The organism is Pseudomonas sp. KCJK9111 (assembly GCF_046231935.1).
In the GTDB taxonomy this organism is placed as follows: Bacteria; Pseudomonadota; Gammaproteobacteria; order Pseudomonadales; family Pseudomonadaceae; genus Aquipseudomonas; species Aquipseudomonas parafulva_B.
Genome location: NZ_JBJJMO010000017.1, coordinates 1 through 19,664, shown reverse-complemented (window position 1 = coordinate 19,664; position 19,664 = coordinate 1). Strand labels below are relative to the sequence as shown.

Genomic DNA, 19,664 nt, shown 5'->3' with positions numbered 1-19,664 from the left:
TGCGATGTTCAATGACCTGGGTCGGCTGGGCAAATACCTGGGGCAGGCTGCACGCCTGATGGTGGGCATGCCTGACTACGACAATTACGTCGAACACATGAACAAGACGCATCCGGACAAACCGGTCATGACGTACGAAGCGTTCTTCCGAGAGCGCCAGGAAGCACGTTATGGTGGCAAGTCCGGGCCAAAGTGCTGTTAAGCCCAAAGCGTTAAGCTGTACCGGCCCCATCGTCGGCAGCCTGTGGTCATCGACAAGCCCGCTCCCCTTGGGGGCAGGCGCTGGCGATGAGCGCAGGCCTGTCGCGGTGGGGCCTGTGTTTTTTCCGAACAGGAGATGTTCTGCGTGCAGACCCCGATTCCCGTAACCGTACTGACCGGCTTTCTCGGTGCCGGCAAGACCACGCTGCTCAAGCACATGCTCAAGGCCGAGCACGGCCTGCGGCTGGCCGTGATCGAAAACGAGTTCAGCGAAGCAGGCATCGACAGCCAGTTGCTCGGCGACGAGCCGGTGCAGGTCATGACCCTGGCCAACGGCTGTGTGTGCTGCAGCATCCATGGCGACCTTACCCGTGCGCTGTTCCTGCTGCTGGAGCGGCTCGATGCTGGCGAAATTGCCTTTGATCGGCTGGTGATCGAGTGCACAGGGCTGGCCGACCCCGCGCCTGTGGCTCAAACGTTCTTCATCGACGAAGAGCTGCGCGAGCGGTACATCCTGGACGGCATCATCACCCTGGTCGACGCCGCTCACGCCGACGTCCACCTGACCCAGACCATCGCCCAGGCTCAGGTGGGCTTTGCCGATCGCCTGCTGCTGAGCAAGACCGACCTGGTGGAACCGGCCACCGTGCAAGCCTTGCGCGAGCGCCTGGCCCGCATCAATGGGCGGGCCGCCATGCATGTGGTCGAACAAGGCCGCATCGACTTGGGTGCACTGCTCGATGTACGCGGCTTCAACCTCAACCCGGATCTGGGCGCCAACCTCAAACCCACCCTGCGTCCAGTACTCAAACCCGCCACCCCGGACCGTATCGCCACCTTGGTGTTGCGCACCGATAAGGCGCTGGACATCGACCGCCTCAGCGACTTCATGAATGGCCTGTTGGAAACCCATGGTACGCAACTGTTGCGTTACAAGGGCGTGCTCAATATCGCGGGCGAGGATCGCAAGCTGGTGTTTCAGGGCGTGCTCAAGCTCTACGGGTTCGACTGGGACGCTGAATGGGCTGAGGCCGAACCGCGCGAGAGCGTCATGGTGTTCATTGCCGATGATCTTCCCGAAGCTACGATTCGCGCCGGCTTCGAGGCGCTAACGGCCGAGTGACGGGCTGAGCCTTTCCACCGAACCAACCCGGCCAGGAGCTTCGATGGCGGGTGTGCTGCTCCACGCAAGGGATCAAGCGCTGGGCCAGCACATCGGTTTGCCGCACCGCCTTGGCCGTGCGGTACTTGGCACTGTGGATGCACTCACGATCGCCAAACTCGCACCGGTTCAAGGTGGTACCGCCGCAGGGGCCGTTCGCCAGGCCCTTGGGGCAGGTCTCGGGGCAGGTGTACAAGGTGTCTTCCAGGCGGCAACGACCGCAGGTGTCGCAGCCAAGCAGTGGTCGCTTCACGGCCCGCTCCACGCTGTGCAGCACCTGGGCGCCCAGGCCTGTCGTCCACATCGGCTGGCGAACCGCCCACCCGAACAACTGACTCACCGGGTTGCGACGGCTGAACAACAGGCCATGCATGCCATGCATGGCGTGGTAGCGGGCTTTCTGGGCAAACGAAGCCACGACACGCGACTCTCCCTCGCGCCATGCCGCCTGCGGTGGGTGAAACGTCACTGCCGGTAGGCCAGGCATTTGCCAGCTAGCCTGCCAGGCAGGCGCCCATTGCTCCAGCGTGGCCACTTGCGTCTGCCAGTGCGCAAGGCGTGCCTCCAAGGCAAGCAGCTGGCTGGGCTCATGGATGCCCGACAGATGCACACCGGCGTAGCCCATCAGCTTTACCCCAATGACCTGCAGGGCCAGACGGTCGATGCTGCGAGCCTGGGCAAAGGCCTTGGATTGCGCCGCCTCGGCTTCCAGCATTTGCCGCATCGACGGGGTGACGGTCACACCTGCGACATGATCGAGCATGCCCGCACGGCCTTGGGTAAGGCTCATGAGACAAGCCAGCATAGGTTTAGGTGCGCGTTGGCGGCGCATCCAGTGCATGGCCTCCTGGTGCTTGGCAGCATCGAAACCTAGCTGCAGGATGAAAAAGTCGGCACCGGCTGCCAATTTCTTTTCAGCCTTCAGGTACTGAGCGGCGCCTTCTTCTTCACGGTATTTGAACGGGTTGAGGGCTGCGCCCAGCCACCAGTGTGGATAGGCCTGGCGAGCGATCTGCAGCGCTGCCACCGATTCCAGGTAGCGCACCGGGCGCTTGCCTGGGGTATGACCTGGCAGGCGGTCTCCTGTCAGCAGCAGCAACTGGTGCTGGCCCGCAGCATCCATGCGCCGCATCTGGGCGAGCAGGTGATGGCGCTCCCGGTCCTTGCCGGAAAAGTGGGGCAGGGCTGGTACCGGATGCTCGAAACAGGCCAAGGCATCCAGGGGTGACATGTCCAGCGGGCTGCTCACCCGGTCGCCAATGGCGAGTGTCATCGGCCAGCCACACAGCTGCCTGCGGGCCATTATTGCGTCCATCGCCGCAAAACGCTCTGCCGACGGCTTGGGGACGAACTCCATGACGCAAGCGAATTGCTGTTGTTGCAGGGCAGTTTTGAGCACGCTCATGACGGAACACCGAGTGTGGGCAGGCTGGCATTGTGTGCCAGCCCCGTGAATGGGTCATGCCCGGTTGCGCAGCGCATTGATCTGATCAAGACACGGCTAGGCGTCTCGGGTGCGCCAGCACGAGTAACATGAGGGAAACTTGAGTTGATCTCAAATTTATTGAGTTTGTTTCAAACGCTCATCGATCTGAAAATACCCCCATCATTTCCGCACACTGGGGACATACACATGGCACTGGCGCATAACCTGGGCTTTCCACGCACTGGCAACGACCATGCGCTTCGCGCACGTCATTGGCAGATGCAGAAAGACGCCGGTATCGAGCTGTTGCCTGTGGGCGATGTGGACTGGCAGGGCGGGGCAGTGCGCGATCCACATGCACCTGTGACGCGGCATTTCACCCTGCTTGCCGATCAGCTGCTACAGGAAGTGGCCCAGGCCAGCGCGCTTGGCCACACCGTCAAACCTGTTCTCGTTGGCCCGCTGACCTATTTGTGGCAAAGCGCGGCGCAAGACGGGCACAGCCTGGCGCTGGAATCTGTCGACGAACTGCTTCCGCACTACGACGCCGTCCTCAATCGCCTGGCCGAACAAGGCGTGCAGTGGGTGCAGATCGATGAGCCGATCCTTGCCCAGGCGCTGCCGCAGGACTGGAAGAACGCCTACGAGCGGGTTTACAACATCCTGCAGCGCGCCCCGTTGAAGAAGCTGATCGCGACGTGGGCTGGTGGCTTGCAGGGCAACCTTGGCCTGGCCGCGCACCTGCCGGTGGACGGCTTGCACATCGACCTGGTGAGCGACCCTGAGCAGCTGACGACCACCCTGGACCGCCTGCCTGCCTACAAAGTGCTGTCGTTGGGCCTGGTCGACCCAGAAAACGATGCCCAGCATGCCCTGGATAGCAAGTGGCACTGGCTGTGTGAAGCCAATGAGCGTCTGGGGGAGCGACTGTGGATCGGTACGGCGTGCTCACTGCTGCACAGCCCGCTGGGCGTCGCCGTGCAGGCCTGTGAGGAAGTGGTCCGGCTGGTCAAGGCGCTCAATGATCCGATCAAGGCTACGCCACCTACGTTCCACGCCCTGCAGGTAGCCAACGCCTGATTGTGCATGGCAGATGCCGCCGCTAGGGCGTGCACGGCGGCGTCCAAGTGCCCATGGCTCGGTTGATCAGCGCTCGATCGCCAGGGCCACGCCTTGCCCACCCCCGATACACAACGTTGCCAGGCCTTTCTTGGCATCGCGCTTGATCATCTCGTGCAGCAGGGTGACCAGCACGCGGCACCCGGATGCACCGATGGGATGACCCAACGCAATCGCCCCACCGTTCACGTTGACCCGCGAAGTATCCCACGCCAGCGCCTTGCCAACGGCCAGCGCCTGGGCCGCGAACGCCTCGTTGGCTTCGATTAGGTCCAGGTCGGCCAGTTGCCAGCCTGCTTTGCCCAGGCAGCGTTCGGTCGCCGAGACAGGGGCGATCCCCATCACGGCGGGGTCGACCCCAGCGCTGGCATAGGCCGCGATCCTGGCCAACACGGGCAAGCCCAATGCCTGGGCCTTTGCAGCGTTCATCAGCAGCACTGCCGCAGCCCCATCGTTGAGGCTGGAGGCATTGCCTGCCGTCACGCTGCCGTCCTTCTTGAAGGCAGGGCGCAGTTTGGCCAGGGATTGGGCTGTGGTGTCCGAACGTGGCTGTTCGTCCTGGGCGAAAACCTTGGGCTCGCCTTTTTTCTGTGGCAGCACGATCGGGGTGATTTCGGCCTCAAAGCGGCCAGCGGCGATGGCTGCCACCGCCTTGCGCTGCGACTCGGCCGCGAAGGCGTCCTGCTGTTCACGGCTCAGCGCGTACTCCTGCACCAGATTTTCAGCCGTGATGCCCATGTGGTAGTCGTTGAACGCGTCCCATAGGCCGTCGCTGATCATGCTGTCGATCAGCTGACCATGGCCCATGCGCTGGCCGGTGCGGGCAGAAGGCATTACATAAGGGGCAAGACTCATGTTTTCCTGACCGCCGGCGATCACCACCTCAGCGTCGCCGCAGCGAATAGCCTGGGCGCCCAGGTGCAGTGCCTTGAGACCGGAGCCGCAGACCTTGTTCAGGGTCAGGGCAGGCACGCTGAACGGCAGGCCGGCCTTGATCGCTGCCTGACGTGCAGGGTTTTGCCCGGCGCCGGCCGTAAGCACCTGGCCCATGATCACCTCGTCGACCTGAGCCGGCTCCAGCCCGGTCTGCTCCAATAGCCGCTTGATCACGGCTGCCCCCAGGTCGACGGCCGGGATGCCCGCCAGTGCGCCCTGGAAGCTACCGATGGCGGTGCGGGTCGCGGCGACGATCACCACTTCGTTCATGTTGTTGTTCTCCGTCTGAAGGTGAGGGCAACCAGCATCGGCGCATTTTGCTCATTTGTTAAGTTTGTTTTTATTGCTCATTGATAGGAAAACCGAATCAATGCCTCGGCGCGGCAAGGGTGCGTCCGGGCCGCGTGCCGTGTCGCCAACCGGCCACCGATTTTGCATCGCTGCGCTCAACCCTTAAGATGTGTCGCCTAACCTGCGGGGTGAGTCTTACCCCTCAGTCCACTCTGAAAGCGCCCTGTGTGGCGTTTTCGTGCATAAACCAGACGAGGTACAGACATTGGCCATCATTCATCCTAAGGTCCGCGGTTTCATCTGCACCACGACTCACCCCAAGGGCTGCGAGCTCAACGTCCGTGACCAGATCGAAGCCACCCGCAAACTGGGCGTGCGCGAGGATGGTCCGAAGAAGGTGTTGGTCATCGGTGCTTCCAGTGGCTACGGCCTGGCCGCGCGCATCACTGCGGCCTTCGGTTTCAAGGCCGACACCCTGGGCGTGTTCTTCGAGAAGCCAGGCACTGAAACCAAGGCCGGCACCGCTGGCTGGTACAACGCGGCGGCGTTCGACAAGTTCGCCAAGGCCGAGGGCCTGTACAGCAAGTCGATCAACGGTGACGCTTTCTCCGACGAAGCGCGGGCCAAGGTCATCGAGCTGATCAAGAACGACATGGGCGGCAAGGTCGACCTGGTCATCTATTCGCTGGCCTCGCCGGTGCGCAAGCTGCCACAGACGGGCGAACTGGTGCGCTCGGCGCTCAAACCCATCGGCCAGCCGTACAAGTCGACGGCCATCGACACCAACAAGGACGCCATCATCGAGGCCAGCATCGAGCCGGCCACCGAGCAGGAAATCGCCGACACCGTGACCGTCATGGGTGGCCAGGACTGGCAGCTGTGGATCGACGCCCTGGCCGGTGCCGATGTGCTGGCCGAAGGCGCTCGCACCGTCGCCTTCAGCTACATCGGCACCGAAATCACCTGGCCCATCTACTGGCACGGCGCCCTGGGCAAGGCCAAGCAGGACCTGGACGACACTGCCCTGCGCCTGGACCAGAAGCTGGCAGCTGAGGTCAAGGGCGGCGCCAATGTGGCCGTGCTCAAGTCGGTGGTGACCCAGGCCAGCTCGGCCATCCCGGTCATGCCGCTGTACCTGTCGATGGTGTTCAAGATCATGCAGGAGAAGGGTGTCCACGAAGGTACCCAGGATCAGCTCGATCGCATGTTCCGTGACCGTATGTATCGCACCGACGGCGCCCCGGCGCAGGTCGACGAGAAAGGCCGCCTGCGCCTGGACGACTGGGAACTGCGCGATGATGTGCAAGATGCCTGCAAGGCCATGTGGCCACAGGTGACCACCGAGAACCTGTTCGAGCTGACCGACTATGCCGGTTACAAGAAGCAGTTTCTGAACCTGTTCGGCTTCGAGCGCACGGACGTCGACTACGACGAAGATGTGGCGACCGACGTGCAGTTCGATTGCGTGCAGCTGTAACGCTCTGAGGTCAGGTGACTGGGGCTGCCAAGCAGCCCCAGTCTTCATGCTGCCGTGCGCGACTCCAGGGCGCAGACCGCTGGATAGATGACCCCCATCAAGCCTTGCGCGACAGTGGCAATGCCTCGAACTTGACGCCTGCCAGGCCGTACGCGATCAGCGCACGGATATTCCCATGGTCGTGGCCCTCGGGTGTGGCCTGCACATCTCGATAATGCTCGCCAAAGGCCAGCAGCGCCTCACGATCACTCAATCCCTCGAGCAACGCCAGGCCCAAGGTTTTGCATGAACCTTCGTTCTGCCCGGCTGCGTTTTCGACGTCACCGTTGCTGAAGGCCTGGGGTTGATAGGCATAGTGCTCAGCAATGAATGCCAGGGTATCGGCGAACACATGTTCACCACTGGCCAGGCTGGTGCGCAGGGTAGTCAGATCAGTCACGGGGTTTTCCTTGTTCGAATGCGGCCTGCTGCTGGGGGCTGGCTTCTTTTTGGTACTGGGCCTTCCACTCGCCATAAGGCATGCCGTAGATGGCTTCACGGGCGTCATCCAGGCTCAGGTCCAGCTGGCGCTCATCGGCGGCCGCCTTGTACCACTTGGACAGGCAGTTGCGGCAGAACCCGGACAGGTTCATCAGGTCGATGTTCTGCACGTCGGTGCGTGAGCGCAGGTGTTCCACGAGTCGGCGGAAAGCGGCGGCTTCCAGTTCGAGCTGTTGCTGTGGGGTCATGGACTTCTCTCAAATGATGCGGTTTTTCAGGTGGCGGCCACCATTGATGACCACTTGGCTGCCGGTGCTGTATTGGCTGGCAAGCAGGTACTTGACCGTCTCGATCAGCGGCCCGGCGCCCGGTTCGAACTCCAGCAGTGCCTTCTTCAGCGTCTGCTGGCGATAGGCTTCATCGCCGCCCTCCTTGAGGATCAGCAGCCCAGGCAGAATACCGTTGACGTGTACCGTGGGTGCGTACTTTTCGGCGAACGACAACACCATGTTCTGCAACGCGGCTTTGGTGGCGGCGTAGCCGATGTGGCTCTTGCTGCCGCGTGAGGACGTTTCGTCGCAGACGTGGATGATGTCGGCCTTGTCGACCTTGGCCAAGAGCTCGCCCAGGGCCAGGTTGAGATGATAGGGCGCTTCGACATGAAGGCGGAACATGGTGTCGAGGTGGGTCAGGTCATCGTCGAGCCACAGTGAAGCGTTGTGGATGACGGCGCGCAGGCCATCGTAATGGCTATAAAGGTAGTCGATCAGTGCCTGGCGGTCGGCCACCTGGCACAAGTCTGCGGTGAACGGAATGATATTGGGGTGTGGCGATTGAGGCTGGACGCTGCGGCTGGCACTGACCACCGTATGGCCGGCCTGGGCCAGTTCCATGGCCAGGGCCAGCCCGACGCGTTGGCTGGCTCCGGTTATCAGGATAGGGCTGTTCATGTTCGGGGCGGTCAACTGTATGTGTCGAAGGTTGCCGCCCAGCATACCCCAACTGCCCAACGCGTGTGTGGCCTGCGCCTACCGGCTACGCCAGGCGTGTTCGCGTGCCGCCGACCCCTGCAGCCAGCCCGCCAGCAGGTGCGTTGAAAGGGGGATGAACAGGTACACCATCAGGGGGGTGAGCGCCAGGGTGCTGACAAGCACGCGTGGCAACAGGTCCATGCCTGCCAGCCAGTGACCGAACAGCATGTTAAAGGCCAGTGACACCGGAAAGAATGCCAGCCAGATCGCCGTGGCCTGTTTCCAACGGGGTGGTTTACGCACCAAGGCAGTGCCGAACCAGTCGTTTATGCCACTGACCCGTGCCTCCCTGGGGCGCTCGAACAGCCCGTTGCCGCGCTTGAGCCAGGCGCGCCGCGAGGCCGAATGTTCCCAGGCATGCAAGGTCGGCTCATCGCTGAAGCGGAAGATGATCTGGAATTCATCGCCGTCGCGCGGCGGTGCGAGAATCCCTGAGCCCAGGTAGCCAGGGAAGTCGGTGGCCAGCTGTTCGCCCTCATGGAGCCAGGCCAGCAGTTCTTCATAGCGGCCATCGGCGGCGCGCCGCGACACCATCAAGGTGACGGGGGATCTAGACATCGTGTATCTCCTGACGACGAGGCTGGCGGGTAGCTGGCCCCTTGGCTGTGTCGGCCGGGGTGGTGGTCGACTCAGTTAGGCATGCAAGAAGTGGGCGCGGATTATGGCGTATCGACCGAGCGGGCGTAAGCCACCGCCGTGGGAGAACACGGTGCGTTCGTCGGGTGTCGTCTTCAGCCGGGCATTTGCGTATGCAACTCAGGGTGAGCAAGCCGGTGCTTGTGGAGGATGAAATCGCGCAGGCGTTCGATGTCTTCCTGGGCAGTGCCACTCAGGTCATAGGCGGCCTTGGAGCCGTCGATACGCCGGCCCAGCTTGCCGTGAAGCTCGATGGGGCAGACACCGTCCGGGGCGAATCGGAGCGTGAAGACATCAGGAGCGTCTAGCCGGTCGCGCACATGCACAAGCACACCTTTGACAGAGATGTCGCACACCCAGAGCCCGCTCTCGTCACCGTGGGCGTCGAGCAACGCACAGGGCGGATCAAGGGTCAGTCGCCATGGGCGCAGCCTGGGGCCTATCTCGAAGATATCGGGCGCGCCCAGTTGCAATTGCAGCGTATGAAACTCGTCCTCGATCAGCTGCAGCGGAATGCTGATCTGCTGGTTGTCGACATGGGCCTGCAAGGTCACCTGCTCATGGGCGACCAAGCGCGTGAGCAGACCCTGAATGCGGCTGTCCCCATTGACCAGGAGGCTCGTCATGGCTTCGGTCATGTCGAACTGCGGGGAATGCTGGACATCCTGGATATAGTCCAGCTCATCCTGGGTCAAGAGCATGTCGGGGGGCATTTTGAAACTCGATATGAAGGGTACTACGGCCGAGTTGACTCTGAAACGCAGACTTGGTTCACATGCCATCACCGGTTTTCGGACGAGCGCGCAGTTCGGCCAATTCGCGCTCCATTTCCACTTGGCGGCTAATGTCCTTCTGAATGCCGATGAAGTACAGACGCTGATCAGCCGCATGCCTGAGAGGCGTAATGGATAGCTCGTTCCAGAACGCGGTGCCGTCCTTGCGGTAGTTACGCAGCACTTCACGGCACGCCCGGCCCTCGGCCAGCGCTTTGCGGATGCGCGCGCGGCCCAGTTGGTCGCGGTCGTCCCCCTGCAGGAAGCGGCAGTCCTGGTACAGGATTTCATCCCGGCTGTAGCCGGTGAGACGCTCGAAAGCCGCGTTCACGTAGATGAGGATGGTGTCGTCGCCTTCCTGTTCGGCGACCACGATACCGTCGTCCGAGGCATCGACCATTGATTGCAGCAACTGCGCATTGATCATGTCTGAGTCATGCAGTGAAGGAATGAGGGCCGCGGGCGTTGCCACGGCCTTGTGCCAGCGCTGGGTGCTAGTATCCTACGATTTCACTCAGTATCGGAATCCTTTTCCCTGATGAAAGTCGTCATTATTTCCGGATCGGTGTACGGCACCGCCGAAGAAGTTGCCCGTCACGCCGAATCGCTGCTCAAGGCCGCTGGCCTGGAAGCCTGGCACGCCAACCGAGCCTCTTTGCAAGACTTGCAGGCGTTCGGCCCGCAGGCCGTACTGGCGGTGACCTCCACCACAGGCATGGGCGAGTTGCCCGACAACCTCATGCCCCTCTACAGCGCCCTGCGCGACACCCTGCCGGCCGACTGGCGTGGCCTGCCGGGTGCAGTCATCGCCTTGGGCGACTCCAGTTATGGCGATACCTATTGCGGTGGCGGCGAACAGATGCGCGAACTGTTTGCCGAACTTGGCGTGCATGAGGTGCTGCCCATGTTGCGGCTCGATGCCAGCGAAACCGTGACACCGGAAACCGATGCCGAGCCGTGGCTGGCTGAACTGGTGCAGGCACTGAGCGCCTGACGTTTTTGCAGGACGGATACGCAGCCGGCAACCAGGCAGGCTGCGCCTACCGCTGGTGCAGCTGACTCGCTCAGTCATCAAGCTGGCTGGCAACGCAAGTTCAAGCGCCTCGGCCGCTGGCTAGACTGTGTCTCGACACAGAGAGCACATGCAAGTGCCGAGGTGACATGCAATGACAGCAGCCTTGCCTTATCGCGTCCACATCCCTTAACCCGGTGCCTTCCGATGCCCATGGCCGAAATTCCATTGTGCGTCTGGCGTACCCGGGGACAGAGTTTCACATTCCGGGGCCAGAGCATCCGCTACTGGACCGCAGGGCAAGGAACGCCCCTGCTTTTGCTACATGGTTTTCCTACAGGCAGCTGGGACTGGCATTATTTGTGGGGCCCTCTGGCCCAGCGCTATCGGGTGGTGGCCTGCGACATGCTGGGGTTCGGCGATTCGGCCAAGCCAGTTGATCACGCCTATAGCCTGATGGAGCAGGCCGACTTGCAGCAGGCCTTGCTGGCTCACCTGCAGATCGACCAGCCGGTGGATGTGCTAGCTCATGATTACGGAGGTAGCGTGGCTCAGGAGCTGCTGGCTCGGCATCATGAGCAGCGCGCCAATATCGCCAGCTGCGTCTTTCTCAACAGCGGCCTGTTTCCTGAAGGTTGTCGCATGCTGTTGCTGCAGAAGCTGCTGCTAAGCCGCCTGGGCTGGCTGGTGGCGCGCTCGTTCAGCCGCGATGACCTGGTGCGTCACCTGACCCGTGTCTATGGGCCATGTACCCACCCGAGCGAAAGCGTGCTCGACGACTTCTGGAGCATGCTGGCTGCCAATCGCGGCACGCGCGTGCTGCACAGGCTTGCCAGCTACGTGCCTGAACGCTTGCAGCACCGTGATCGCTGGACGCAGGCGCTGCAGGGGGCGGTGCCGTTGCGTTTGATCGCCGGCGCAGTCGATCCCCTTTATGGCGCGCACATGGTCGAGCACTACCGTCGACACGTTCCGACCGCCGATGTCGTGCTGTTGCAGGGTATTGGCCACCATCCGCATACCGAGGCGCCGCAACAGGTGTTGCGTCATTACCTGGCGTTCAGGGAACCCGCCCAAGGGTTCGGCTCGCTCAAAGTGGCCAGGTTTTGACCCGATGACGTGGCAACCGGGCTCCTGAGGACCAAACGGCAGGCAAAAAAAACCGCTGCCTTTCGCAGCGGTCAATCGAGACGTCAGATCAAGGAGCTTCAAAATCTACGTCGATACACCCGGCTGGCACCGTGAGCGGGGGGAGAGCCCTCGGTGCCAGCCAGTGATCCGATAATAAGCAATTGAATCGACTGGAAAAACCGCATACGGCGACATTCACCGTTACATACCAGGCAACAGTCTGCGGTGCTCAAGGGGCTGGGCAGTACCCCATGCGCCAGCTTGCCTCGCGCGTAGCAGCCAAAAGCCGCTGTGCCGCAGGGCCTTGTTCATCGGCATGAAACATCGACGTGGGCCCCACCACCGTCATCACCGCAGCGATCTGCCCCATGGCGTTGAAGATCGGCGCCGACAGCGCATCCACACCCGGCATCAGCAGCCCGTGGATATGGTGCAGACCGCGTTCACGTATACCTGCCAGCACCGTCTGATAATCCCCAGGCCCTTGCTTGAGCTGGGTCAGCTCGCGCGCCATCAAGTCCACGGTTTCCCGCTCAGGCAGATGGGCCGCGAACACCAGTCCGGTGGACGAGGTCAGCAGCGGCAATACCGAGCCAATCTGCGTCACCACGGTGACGGCGCGTACGGCCGGTTCGATGCTTACCACGGTCGCCCCCTGATTGCCCCACACCGCAATAAAGCAACTCTCGTTCAGTTCATCACGCAGCTGGGAGAGGGGCAGCGCGGCGACTTTCAGCACATCGATGCTGCCCAGCGCGGCCATGCCCACGCGCAAGGCTTCGCGCCCCAGGCCGTAATGATTGGTAGCCGCATTCTGTTCGGCGAACCCGCTGGCAATCAGAGCTTGCAGGTAACGATGCACCTTGCTCGCCGGCATTTGGACATGCTCTGCAAGCCTGGACAGTGACGTGGAGGGTGAGAGTTCGGCCAATGCCTTGAGGATGTCGGTGCCTACCTCGGCTGAGCGGACCTTCTGCTTGCCGTTGTCGGTAGGGGAGCTGGCTTTGGCCATCGGTAGGGTCATCCGCGAGTCATCGAGTCGCGCCTTTATAGCTTGACGCCTGGCGCAGAGCAAATTACGTTATTCGTAATCTGATTACGATAAAAACAATGCAGATGCGCCGCCGTTCCCTCGGGCAGCAGCAACTGCTCCCACAGGCCGCCCCGGCCCGGAGGCATCGATGAATCGCGACCCTGCACCTGACCTTCACTACCTCAGCGGTTTCGGCAACGAATTCACCAGCGAAGCGTTGCCAGGCGCCTTGCCGGTCGGGCAGAACTCGCCACAGAAAACCCCCTACGGGCTCTATGCCGAGCTGCTCTCCGGCACGGCGTTCACCATGGCCCGTCATGAGCTGCGCCGCACCTGGATGTACCGCATCCGGCCCTCAGCCGCCCATCCGCGTTTCGAGCGCCTGGCGCGCCAGCCCCTGAACGAGGCGGGGGGCTCGATCACGCCCAACCGCCTGCGCTGGAACCCGCAGCCCATCCCGCAAGCGCCAACCGACTTCATCGAGGGTTGGCTGCCCATGGCGGCCAATGGCCCTGCCAACGCGCCTGGCGGTGTGAGCATCTACATCTACAGCGCCAACCGCTCCATGGAGCGCGTGTTCTTCAACGCCGATGGCGAGCTGTTGCTGGTGCCTGAGCAAGGTCGGCTGCGCCTTGCCACCGAGCTGGGTGTGATGCAGGTGGGCCCGCTTGAAATTGCAGTCATTCCCCGCGGCATGAAGTTTCGTGTCGAACTGCTCGATGGCCATGCCCGTGGCTACCTGGCTGAAAACCACGGCGCGCCCCTGCGCCTGCCGGACCTGGGGCCTATTGGCAGCAATGGGCTGGCCAACCCCCGCGATTTCGAAACGCCGGTGGCCGCTTATGAACACACCACCGGGCCGGTACAACTGGTACAAAAATTTCTGGGAGAGCACTGGGCGTGCGAGCTCCAGCATTCCCCATTGGACGTGGTGGCCTGGCACGGTAGCAACGTGCCTTACAAGTACGACCTGCGTCGCTTCAATACCTTGGGCACAGTCAGCTTCGACCACCCGGACCCCTCGATCTTCACCGTGCTCACCTCACCGACCAGCGTGCATGGCCTTGCCAACATGGACTTCGTGATCTTCCCCCCGCGCTGGATGGTGGCCGAGAACACCTTCCGTCCGCCATGGTTCCACCGCAACCTGATGAACGAGTTCATGGGGCTGATCGACGGTGCCTACGATGCCAAGGCCGAAGGCTTCGTGCCCGGTGGCGCCTCCCTGCACAGCGTGATGAGTGCCCATGGCCCGGATGCCGAGACCTGCGACAGGGCCATCGCGGCCGAGCTTGCCCCGCACAAGATCGAGAACACCATGGCGTTCATGTTCGAGACCAGCCAGGTGCTGCGCCCGAGCCAGTACGCCATGTCCTGCCCGCAGTTGCAGGCCGACTACGACAGCTGCTGGGCCACCTTGCCCAGCACCTTCAACCCGAACCGGAGATAACCCATGAACCAACCCGCCATTGCCCGCAGCTGGGTGAGCCACGCCAATGGGCACAGTGACTTCCCGCTGCAGAACCTGCCCTTGGGTATCTTCAGTCGTGGCAGCGAAGCCAAACGCTGTGGCGTGGCCATCGGCGATGCCATCCTCGACCTCGAGGCGGTGCTGGCCATGGGTTTGTTCGAAGGCCAGGCCAAGGCGGCGGTACTCGCCACCCAGGGCGGCACCTTGAACGCGTTTTTCGCACTCGGGCGCGGTGCGCGCGTGGCGCTGCGGGAGCGGCTGCTCGAGTTGCTCGGTGAGCAGTCCGAGCACCAGGCAATGCTGGAGGGGGCGCTGTATCCCGCCAGCACCTGCCAGTTGCATGTGCCGGCCCAGATCGGCGATTACACCGACTTCTACGTGGGCATCGAGCATGCCCGCAACATTGGCAAGTTGTTCCGCCCCGACAACCCCTTGCTCCCCAACTACAAGTACGTGCCCATCGGCTATCACGGCCGCGCATCGACCATTCGCCCCTCCGGGACGGATGTTCGCCGGCCCAAGGGCCAGACATTGCCTGCCGGCCAGAGCGAACCAAGCTTCGGCCCCTGTGCGCGGCTGGACTATGAGCTGGAGCTGGGCATCTGGATCGGGCAGGGCAACGACATCGGCCAGGCCATCCCCATCGGCGATGCCGCCGAGCACATCGCGGGCTTGTGCCTGCTCAACGACTGGTCGGCGCGGGACATCCAGGCGTGGGAATACCAGCCGCTGGGCCCGTTCCTGTCCAAAAGCTTCGTGACCACGATTTCGCCCTGGGTCGTCACGGCCGAGGCGCTGGCGCCCTTGCGCTGCGCTCAGCCGCCAAGGCCTCAAGGTGACCCCCAGCCGCTGTCCTACCTGCTCGACAAGCGGGATCAGGCAGCGGGTGCATTCGACATCGAACTGGAAGTGTTGCTGCTCACCGAGCGCATGCGCGAGGAGGGGGAGGCGCCGCACCGCCTGGCCCTGAGCAACACCCGCAGCATGTACTGGACGGTGGCCCAGTTGGTGGCGCACCACAGTGCCAACGGTTGCCAGTTGCAACCCGGCGACCTGTTCGGCTCCGGCACCCTGTCAGGTGCCACCCCAGGGTCCTATGGCAGCTTGCTGGAAATCACCGAGGGCGGTAAGCACCCGGTCGAGCTGCCCAATGGCGAAGTGCGCAAGTTTCTGGAGGACGGCGACGAAATCATCCTGCGGGCACGGGGTGTGTGCGACGGTGAGGTGAGCATCGGGTTCGGCGAGTGCCGTGGTCGGGTCATTGCGGCCAACTGAGGAGACGCAGGCATGGAGCTGTATACCTATTACCGTTCCACCTCGTCCTACCGAGTGCGGATTGCCTTGGCCCTCAAAGGGCTGAGCTTCAGGGCACTCCCCATCAATCTGCTGCAAGGCGAGCATCGGCAAGCCGGTTACCTGGGTATCAATGCCCAGGGCCGGGTGCCCACCCTGCGTACAGACGGTGGCGAGCTGCTCGTGCAATCTCCAGCGATCATCGAGTACCTGGAAGAGGCCTATCCGCTGCCCGCGCTGCTACCGGCAGGGGCGGCGCAGCGCGCCAAGGCGCGTGGGGTGGCGGCGATCATCGGCTGCGACATCCACCCCCTGCACAACGTCAGCGTGCTCAACCGCCTGCGTGAAGCGGGCCAGGATGAAGTGCAGATCAACCAATGGATCGGCCATTGGATAAGCCAGGGGCTGGGGGCTGTCGAGCAGGTGATCGGCGAGGGTGGCTACTGCCTGGGCGATGCGCCTGGCCTGGCGGATGTCTACCTGATACCGCAGCTCTATGCCGCCGAGCGATTCGGGGTCGACCTTGGGCGTTACCCGCGCATTCGCAGGGTGGCGGCGTTGGCGCAGCAGCATCCGGCGTTCATACAGGCGCATCCTTCGCGCCAGCCCGATACGCCATAATGAAAGGTGCGTTCATTGCCATTCTCCGGGCAATATATAACTGAGCAATTGCTGGTCGGTCGGCCTCTGTCCTGCACCAAGATCAACTGCACACCTCAGTCTTCACCTTAAAAGCTGCTTTCTCTTCCAGGTGGACAATAAGCGAGTGGGTAGTAACTGAATTGCCCTGCCGCTCAGAAGCCCAGGCATCACATAGACAAATGGTCAACTGATATATTTGTCAGTGGTTCCGCTAGTAGGGTTCGAGTAGTCTCATTGACAACTGATGCAAGCCGTCAGCCTTGATTGAGTTTCCATCTAGCAGAATTGGAGTGTCCAGAAATGACAACAAAAGAGATCCGTATTTCAGTTGAAGACATCGACCGGGATAATAGCCCTGAGATCTTGATTGAGTTCTACGAGGGTGGAACAACCGAGTTTTCTATTTCCGTGTCGTCCTCAGGCGCCAACGGCGTGTATGACAAGGTTAACGGCACGGCAGATGCTAATGGAGACGATCAATTTGATGAGAAGGACAAAGAGGCGTTCCGTCGTTTCGCCCAAACGGCATATCACCTCTTGAAGTAAGACTATTTGTGATAGTTGCTCAAGCACCTGCTCGTTATTTAAGTTCTTTTAGTAACTAATGAATCGAGCGGCTTGTCAAAGGCAACTGTCCCAAGCGCTCACCCAGTGCAAGCCGCTGTAAAGGATCGTCAGTCAACAATAATGCACGCTCCAGGTCGAAGCGCTCGGCGTGTGGGCAATCAAGCTGCCTGTACAGGCTTGCCCGGGCCAGGTAGTCGCCGACCTGGGCGGGCCCCAGTTGCATGACGCGCTCGGCGTCGATCAGCGCCGCGAGTGGGGCGTCATTACTGGTGTGCAACTGGCGCAAGTTGCGTGACAGCCGTTGCAGCATCTGCATGGCGCTGGCCGGGCGCAAGTGCTCGGCGCTCAAGGCGGTGCCAGGACCGTACTGGCGGATCAGCAGCTCCCGGCAATCATTGGGATAAAGACGCCGACCGCCGCAGGGGTCGAGCAAATGGTCGGCACCCGGCACGCGCAACAGGAAATGCCCAGGGAAGGCGACGCCTTCGAGTGGAATGGACAGACGCTGCGCAAACTCCAGTGCCAGGATGGCCAAGGCCAGCGGTTGGCCGCGTCGCCTTGTCAGCACATGGTTCATCAAGGCAGCGTGAGGACGCAGCGGCAGGTATTCATCCTGTTGGAAACCCAACGCGTTGAGCTGGCGCAAAAGCGGCTGGGCAAGTTCAGTGACGCCAATCATGGGCAGGTGAATGCTGATGGTGTGCTGCATGTTCTGGAACACGGCCTGGCAGGCATCAGGATCGACGCTTGGGTCATGTTCGGCGGCGATCCACAGCGCAGCTTGCAGCAGGGCGGCAGGCGTGTTTTCAAGGCAGGCCAGGCAGGCTTGACGTGGCTTCATGGGCTTCTCCACTCACCCTTGAGTAATAGCCGGCCAGAGCGGTTTCGTCCAGTTGTCCGGTAGCCCGGCCCGCCCGTTTCAGGTGCCTATACTGGATGCTGCACCTCATGGGGAGCCAGGCCATGTTCGCACTGATGCAAAGCACCCGTACTCAGTCACTGCATCTGTTCAACGATCCGCAGACAGGCCTTGAGGCCGTCGTGGTCATTCACAGCGAGCGGTTCGGGCCGGCCATGGGCGGTTGTCGCTACCTGGCCTACACCGATCATGAGAGTGCGATCACCGACGCAGTCACCCTGGCCCAGGGCATGAGCTACAAGGCGGCAATGGCGGGCCTGCCTTTCGGGGGCGGCATGGCGGTCATGCTGCGCAGCCCGCAGGTGAACGACCGCGCTGCCTTGTTCGAAGCATTCGGCCGCTGTATCGATAGCTTGCAAGGGCGGCTACTCATCGCCCTGGACAGCGGCACCTCGACACTGGACATGGATTGCCTGGCGCAGGGCACCTCCCATGTTGTCAGCACAACAGCGCTGGGTGACCCGGCCCCACATGCGGCGATGGGGGTATTCGCGGGCCTGCGCGCTACCGCCCATGCGCGGCTGGGCAGCCACAACCTGGAAGGGCTGCGTGTCGCCATCCAGGGGTTGGGGAGCGTGGGGTACACGCTGGCCGAACACTTGCACGCAGCGGGTGCAGACCTGCTGGTCAGCGACCTGGAGCCTGGCCGAGTGCGACTTGCGGTAGAGCAGTTCGACGCACAACCGATTGCCCACGATGCGTTACCCAGTACACCGTGCGACATCTTCGCCCCCTGCGGCATAGGCCCGGGATTGAATGGGCAAAGCGTGATGCAGTTGAGGTGCGCGGCAGTGGCAGGTGCTGCAAACAACCAACTGGCATCGTTGCAGGTTGCCGACCAGTTGGAAGGGCGGGGGATTCTGTATGCACCTGATTACGTGATCAACGCGGGTGCCCTGATCTACTCAGCGCTGGCCCATAGGGGCGAAAAAGCGGAGGCGATCACCGCCCATATTGCCCGTATACCCACCCGCCTGACCGAAGTGTTCGGTCATGCCCAGGCTGAAAAGCGTTCGCCTGCACGTGTGGCGCAGGCGCTGGCAGAACGTTTGTTGTACGACTGAATACAACGCCCCAGACCTCGTCGCTCAAAGGCCCAGCGATCGCTATTGAGCAGCATCGCCCTCGAGCAGTTCACCCAGCGCGTCGGGCTGGCTCTTGAACGCCCTGGCGAACACATCGCGGTTCTTGGCCATGTAGATACCGGCTTCTTCTACCTGCTGTTCGCTCAACGATGGCACAGCCTTGTGCAGGACTTCTGCCAGGCGCTCAGCCAGTTCGAGCATCTTGTCGTGACGGTCTGCTTCGGCCTTATCCATGAACAAGCGCTCCGGGTCGCGGCTGCTGCGATACACCACTTCGACGGCCATTCATCACCTCTATGCCTTTTTGCTGTTAACGATTTACTGTATCGATATACAGTAATGGCATTCCCTGAATCGCGCAACCCTGAATTTCCCAGGTGGTGAGCGTGTCCTGCATCACTCGACCACCTTCCAAGCCCCTGTGCCTGGCCCTTTAACTGCATGGCACAAGCGTCATACAGGTAGCGGATCATTTTTCAGAGAGCTTCGGGGAGTCATCGATCATGAACATCAAATGGGCAGAAAAACTGCGCAAAGGCCTGCACGGCTCAGCCGATTCGCTGGGCAACCTGTGCGTCGAAGGCTTTCACTACCTGGCCTTGTTCGGCATCGGTGCGATAACGGCCTATGCCGCTGTGGTGACGTTTCTGGACATGCTCGGCAAAGGTGGGATCAGCGTGGATGACATCCTGCTGCTGTTCATCTACCTGGAGTTGGGCGCCATGGTGGGCATCTACTTCAAGACCTGCAGCACGATACTAACACCGGTACTTGTCCAGAAAATTAGCCGACTAGAGTCTCTAGTAGCTTGAGCTTTACGGTGAACTGCTATTTTGCTGCGGCATCTGTTTGGAGTAGTGAGTAATGGATAAATTGAATTGGGCTGATAAGGTTCGCAAAAGCCTTCATTCATCAGCGGATTCGCTTGGGAATTTGTGTGTTGAGGCGTTTCACTATTTAGCTTTGTTTGGTATTGGGG

At 61.7% G+C, this 19,664-nt stretch carries 22 protein-coding genes and 1 pseudogene; 12 read left to right on the top strand and 11 right to left on the bottom strand.

Features of this window, described 5'->3' with window-relative positions; all coding sequences use genetic code 11:
• Positions 1-4: 4 nt before the first annotated feature.
• Positions 5-202 (top strand): YbdD/YjiX family protein, encoded by a 198-nt coding sequence (locus ACK59L_RS08840; protein WP_023534469.1) that lies wholly within the window; start codon positions 5-7, stop codon positions 200-202.
• Between the two features lie 144 nt (positions 203-346).
• Positions 347-1,324 (top strand): GTPase, encoded by a 978-nt coding sequence (gene yjiA / locus ACK59L_RS08835; protein ID WP_078479388.1) that lies wholly within the window; start codon positions 347-349, stop codon positions 1,322-1,324.
• Here yjiA and ACK59L_RS08830 read toward each other — a convergent pair.
• Entirely contained in the window at positions 1,284-2,768 is a 1,485-nt protein-coding gene (locus ACK59L_RS08830; protein WP_409273061.1) for a methylenetetrahydrofolate reductase C-terminal domain-containing protein, read from the bottom strand. The two genes, yjiA and ACK59L_RS08830, sit on opposite strands and share 41 nt — an antisense overlap.
• A gap of 228 nt (positions 2,769-2,996) precedes the next feature.
• On the opposite strand from ACK59L_RS08830, the gene ACK59L_RS08825 reads away from it, so the two are divergent.
• Positions 2,997-3,869 (top strand): 5-methyltetrahydropteroyltriglutamate--homocysteine methyltransferase, encoded by an 873-nt coding sequence (locus ACK59L_RS08825; protein WP_409273059.1) that lies wholly within the window; start codon positions 2,997-2,999, stop codon positions 3,867-3,869.
• Positions 3,870-3,935: 66 nt separating this feature from the next.
• On the opposite strand, the gene ACK59L_RS08820 is transcribed toward ACK59L_RS08825, so the two are convergent.
• Entirely contained in the window at positions 3,936-5,114 is a 1,179-nt protein-coding gene (locus ACK59L_RS08820) for an acetyl-CoA C-acetyltransferase (protein ID WP_409273058.1), read from the bottom strand.
• 286 nt (positions 5,115-5,400) lie between these two features.
• Between ACK59L_RS08820 and fabV the strand changes: the two genes are divergently transcribed.
• Complete coding sequence (fabV, locus tag ACK59L_RS08815; RefSeq protein ID WP_058604875.1) at positions 5,401-6,612, top strand: enoyl-ACP reductase FabV; 1,212 nt, start codon at positions 5,401-5,403, stop codon at positions 6,610-6,612.
• Between the two features lie 97 nt (positions 6,613-6,709).
• On the opposite strand, the gene ACK59L_RS08810 is transcribed toward fabV, so the two are convergent.
• The 6 genes from ACK59L_RS08810 to ACK59L_RS08785 form a co-directional block, all read right to left on the bottom strand.
• Positions 6,710-7,051: a HopJ type III effector protein gene (locus tag ACK59L_RS08810; RefSeq protein ID WP_196141358.1), complete on the bottom strand. Its 342-nt coding sequence runs from the start codon at positions 7,049-7,051 to the stop codon at positions 6,710-6,712.
• Complete coding sequence (locus ACK59L_RS08805) at positions 7,044-7,340, bottom strand: DUF1244 domain-containing protein (RefSeq protein ID WP_144966995.1); 297 nt, start codon at positions 7,338-7,340, stop codon at positions 7,044-7,046. Before ACK59L_RS08805 ends, ACK59L_RS08810 begins: the two co-directional genes overlap by 8 nt.
• Positions 7,341-7,349: 9 nt before the next feature.
• Positions 7,350-8,087 (bottom strand): dihydromonapterin reductase, encoded by a 738-nt coding sequence (gene folM / locus ACK59L_RS08800; protein ID WP_144966994.1) that lies wholly within the window; start codon positions 8,085-8,087, stop codon positions 7,350-7,352.
• 33 nt (positions 8,088-8,120) lie between these two features.
• A complete protein-coding gene (locus ACK59L_RS08795) occupies positions 8,121-8,681 on the bottom strand; it encodes an antibiotic biosynthesis monooxygenase (protein WP_058604878.1) in 561 nt (186 codons plus the stop codon).
• Positions 8,682-8,854: 173 nt separating this feature from the next.
• On the bottom strand, positions 8,855-9,472 hold the full coding sequence (locus ACK59L_RS08790; RefSeq protein ID WP_409273056.1) for a hypothetical protein: 618 nt from the start codon (positions 9,470-9,472) through the stop codon (positions 8,855-8,857).
• 58 nt (positions 9,473-9,530) lie between these two features.
• Positions 9,531-9,959 (bottom strand): PAS domain S-box protein, encoded by a 429-nt coding sequence (locus ACK59L_RS08785; RefSeq protein WP_196135144.1) that lies wholly within the window; start codon positions 9,957-9,959, stop codon positions 9,531-9,533.
• 111 nt (positions 9,960-10,070) lie between these two features.
• Between ACK59L_RS08785 and ACK59L_RS08780 the strand changes: the two genes are divergently transcribed.
• Positions 10,071-10,526: a flavodoxin gene (locus ACK59L_RS08780; RefSeq protein WP_167338571.1), complete on the top strand. Its 456-nt coding sequence runs from the start codon at positions 10,071-10,073 to the stop codon at positions 10,524-10,526.
• 225 nt (positions 10,527-10,751) lie between these two features.
• Positions 10,752-11,654, top strand: coding sequence for an alpha/beta fold hydrolase (locus tag ACK59L_RS08775; RefSeq protein ID WP_409273054.1), 903 nt, complete (start codon positions 10,752-10,754; stop codon positions 11,652-11,654).
• Positions 11,655-11,904: 250 nt separating this feature from the next.
• Here the strand turns inward: ACK59L_RS08775 and ACK59L_RS08770 are convergent, their stop codons facing one another.
• Positions 11,905-12,687 carry an IclR family transcriptional regulator gene (locus tag ACK59L_RS08770; RefSeq protein ID WP_196135175.1) on the bottom strand — a complete coding sequence of 261 codons (783 nt, stop codon included), beginning with the start codon at positions 12,685-12,687 and terminating at the stop codon, positions 11,905-11,907.
• Between the two features lie 169 nt (positions 12,688-12,856).
• Here ACK59L_RS08770 and hmgA point away from each other — a divergent pair, with 169 nt between their 5' ends.
• The 4 genes from hmgA (at position 12,857) to ACK59L_RS08750 (ending at position 16,660) form a co-directional block, all read left to right on the top strand.
• A complete protein-coding gene (gene hmgA, locus ACK59L_RS08765; RefSeq protein ID WP_409273052.1) occupies positions 12,857-14,158 on the top strand; it encodes a homogentisate 1,2-dioxygenase in 1,302 nt (433 codons plus the stop codon).
• Positions 14,159-14,161: 3 nt separating this feature from the next.
• Positions 14,162-15,454: a fumarylacetoacetase gene (fahA, locus tag ACK59L_RS08760; RefSeq protein ID WP_409273050.1), complete on the top strand. Its 1,293-nt coding sequence runs from the start codon at positions 14,162-14,164 to the stop codon at positions 15,452-15,454.
• 12 nt (positions 15,455-15,466) lie between these two features.
• Positions 15,467-16,093 (top strand): maleylacetoacetate isomerase, encoded by a 627-nt coding sequence (gene maiA, locus ACK59L_RS08755; RefSeq protein ID WP_409273048.1) that lies wholly within the window; start codon positions 15,467-15,469, stop codon positions 16,091-16,093.
• Positions 16,094-16,414: 321 nt separating this feature from the next.
• Positions 16,415-16,660 (top strand): hypothetical protein, encoded by a 246-nt coding sequence (locus tag ACK59L_RS08750; RefSeq protein WP_409273046.1) that lies wholly within the window; start codon positions 16,415-16,417, stop codon positions 16,658-16,660.
• 55 nt (positions 16,661-16,715) lie between these two features.
• Here the strand turns inward: ACK59L_RS08750 and ACK59L_RS08745 are convergent, their stop codons facing one another.
• Positions 16,716-17,522: a SirB1 family protein gene (locus ACK59L_RS08745; protein ID WP_409273044.1), complete on the bottom strand. Its 807-nt coding sequence runs from the start codon at positions 17,520-17,522 to the stop codon at positions 16,716-16,718.
• 122 nt (positions 17,523-17,644) lie between these two features.
• On the opposite strand from ACK59L_RS08745, the gene ACK59L_RS08740 reads away from it, so the two are divergent.
• Positions 17,645-18,664, top strand: coding sequence for a Glu/Leu/Phe/Val dehydrogenase dimerization domain-containing protein (locus ACK59L_RS08740; protein WP_409273042.1), 1,020 nt, complete (start codon positions 17,645-17,647; stop codon positions 18,662-18,664).
• A 42-nt stretch (positions 18,665-18,706) separates the two neighbouring features.
• Here the strand turns inward: ACK59L_RS08740 and ACK59L_RS08735 are convergent, their stop codons facing one another.
• Positions 18,707-18,970: a YebG family protein gene (locus ACK59L_RS08735; RefSeq protein ID WP_058604888.1), complete on the bottom strand. Its 264-nt coding sequence runs from the start codon at positions 18,968-18,970 to the stop codon at positions 18,707-18,709.
• A gap of 218 nt (positions 18,971-19,188) precedes the next feature.
• Here ACK59L_RS08735 and ACK59L_RS08730 point away from each other — a divergent pair.
• Positions 19,189-19,491: pseudogene (locus ACK59L_RS08730) on the top strand (phosphate-starvation-inducible protein PsiE); the annotation flags it as partial.
• Positions 19,492-19,664: the final 173 nt, after the last annotated feature.